The 2,383-nt window shown below is 37.5% G+C and carries 2 protein-coding genes and 1 pseudogene; all 3 read left to right on the plus strand.

The window, feature by feature from the left end:
- Positions 1-391, plus strand: a pseudogene (locus ACFILY_RS08765) (ABC transporter substrate-binding protein); the annotation flags it as partial.
- A 378-nt stretch (positions 392-769) separates the two neighbouring features.
- Positions 770-955: a hypothetical protein gene (locus tag ACFILY_RS08770; protein ID WP_375637873.1), complete on the plus strand. Its 186-nt coding sequence runs from the start codon at positions 770-772 to the stop codon at positions 953-955.
- A 376-nt stretch (positions 956-1,331) separates the two neighbouring features.
- A partial coding sequence (locus ACFILY_RS08775; RefSeq protein ID WP_375637875.1) for an ABC transporter substrate-binding protein occupies positions 1,332-2,383 on the plus strand: 1,052 nt, incomplete at its 3' end.

The following is a 2,383-nucleotide window of genomic DNA, read 5'->3' on the forward strand; positions in this document are numbered from 1 at the left end:
AGCAGGTACACAGTTGTTTTCAAAAGTGAATGCACGGGCTTTTGATACGGCTTTTATCGGATGGAATAATGATTCTGCGGATCCTCATACAATGGCTTCACGTCTTGTTTATAATCCAGATAATCGGCTTGAGGCAAAAAATACAGCCTATCCTAGTTGGCAGCATGGGTATTTTGATGCCAAAATGAATAAAAAAGTTGAAGAGGCGTTGTTTCAAAAAGATCCGCAAAAACGGGCACAAATATATGCTGATTTACAACGTGAACTTATGCAAAAAGGACCTTATGCGTTTATCTATCAGAAATATACTGTTATTGCGATGACGCCTGATGTCAAAAAGTGGGTTTGGAATAGTGCGCCACATATTTTTTATAGTAAAATTGAAAAATAAGAGTGTCTTCAATGCTGTTCAATAGATAAAGGGCATCGTCATGATATATTCGGCGTATTGTATAAATTTTCAAGTTTTGCAATGCGTCGAAGATCATAGGTAATGCGTGATATATTGTTGAATGTCTTTTCAAGACATTCGTTTAAAGATATTTTTCATTCTCATTAGAGGTGTATTTAAGTGGATGTTAAGATCGATATTTCAATTTCTCTGAATTAGAAAGTGGTCAATTTATTTGTTAAAAAACTGAGTATAACATAAAGAAACTAAGTGTAACAAATATCGCGGAATTTAGTGGTGCTAAAGGTGCAAAGGTTTTGCTGTGTTGAAGGAAAGTTTTGTTATGGGTGGGTACACAAGGGATATCAGTTTTTTATAGTGTTCATATTTTCTTTTGCTTTGAAAGATGATGAGATGTCATTTGGAGGGTGTTATTTTACGGGGAGTGATGAAAAAATTAAATTTTCTTTTGAAGAAGGAATAAAAGTCGTTGCACTTGGCAAACTGACAAATTTTCCTGTTTTATCAAATCGTCAAATTATTATGAAGGCTCTTTGTTATTAAGGTACTTGAGCCAAAAGGGGTAGTGCTTTGATGGTATAGAACACGCCGGAAGAAATACGAGACAAGCTTGCTTAACAAGATAGAAAAAATACAGGTTTTATAGTCTTTAATAGTAGGCGTTATGATATCGTGAATAAGCTCTGTTGTTGGTGAGCGTTCATTGTATATCAGAGTGTTTTCCTTTGTATGTTTTAGTTTGGCTTATAAGTGTAGACAGGAGGAGTCATTGACAAGAGGTGCTTGTTCTTGAAGGTTTTAAAGTTTGATCTTTAGGAGCCTATCGTTCGTCTAAACTTAATTATTAAGCACGTTTTGCTGCATGGGGAATTTATACAATAAACGTTAAAAGGAAAATTCTATGAACGTGAAAGGTTCTATGAACGTGAAAAGAAAAATATTGAAAAAGGGCGGTTCTTTTATTTCTGCTGTTCTTGCAATGGGGATGTTTGTGCAACAAGTTTCAGCGAAAACACCTGCTGATACGCTTGTGATGGCTTGGAATCTCGATCCAATAAGTACATTTGACCCTGCACAACTCAATGACCGTTATGGAATTGAATTGGTTAACAATATTTGTGATAATTTAGTCGTTTCTGCTACAGATGATGCTACTAAAATGGTTCCCTCGTTAGCGAAGAGTTGGGATGTTTTAAGTGATGATCAGAGTACTGTGATTACTTTTCATTTGCGTGATGGTTTGAAGTTCAACGATGGTCGTCCTGCGAATGCCAATGATCTTGTTTGGGGTATGAAGCGGGTTGTCAAATTGAAATTGTCTAATGCGGCAACATTTAATGAATATGGGATTACAGAACAAAATGTTGATGAGGCTTTTCAAGCACCGGATGACAAAACGGTGGTGATGAAATTTGATAAACCTTATCCAGCAGAGCTCATTCTTAGCAATATTTCCACTAATCGCACTGCTGCCTTGCTGGATCGTGAGACACTCATGAAAAACGAACAAGATGGTGATATGGGAAACCGGTATTTGGCAAGTCATTCTGCTTGTGTTGGTCCTTATCAGCTAGAGAGTTGGCGTCCTGGAGAAGGGATTTTGTTGCGTGCAAGCTCCAATTATTGGGGGGAGGTGCCTAAATTAAAGAAGATTTTAATTCGCCATGTTGCGGAACCTGGAACGCAACGTTTATTATTGGAAAAACACGATATCGATGTTGCACGTAATCTGATGCCAGAGGATTTGGCAGATCTCCAAGCAACAACGGATATTAAAGTTGAAAAAGTGTTGGCGCCCTCCATGATCATATGGGGGTTTAATACGACGAACCCTATTTTTGCCAATGAAAAAGTGCGTTTAGCGATGCGCTATCTTATTGACTATGAAGGACTCGGTAAGACTCTTCTCAAAGATGTTGGTATTCCACGTGCAAGTTTTATTCCTCTTGGTAATCTTGGGGCTTTGGATGA

Origin of the sequence: Bartonella sp. CL25QHWL (genome assembly GCF_042195335.1) — a bacterium.
Classification (GTDB): domain Bacteria; phylum Pseudomonadota; class Alphaproteobacteria; order Rhizobiales; family Rhizobiaceae; genus Bartonella.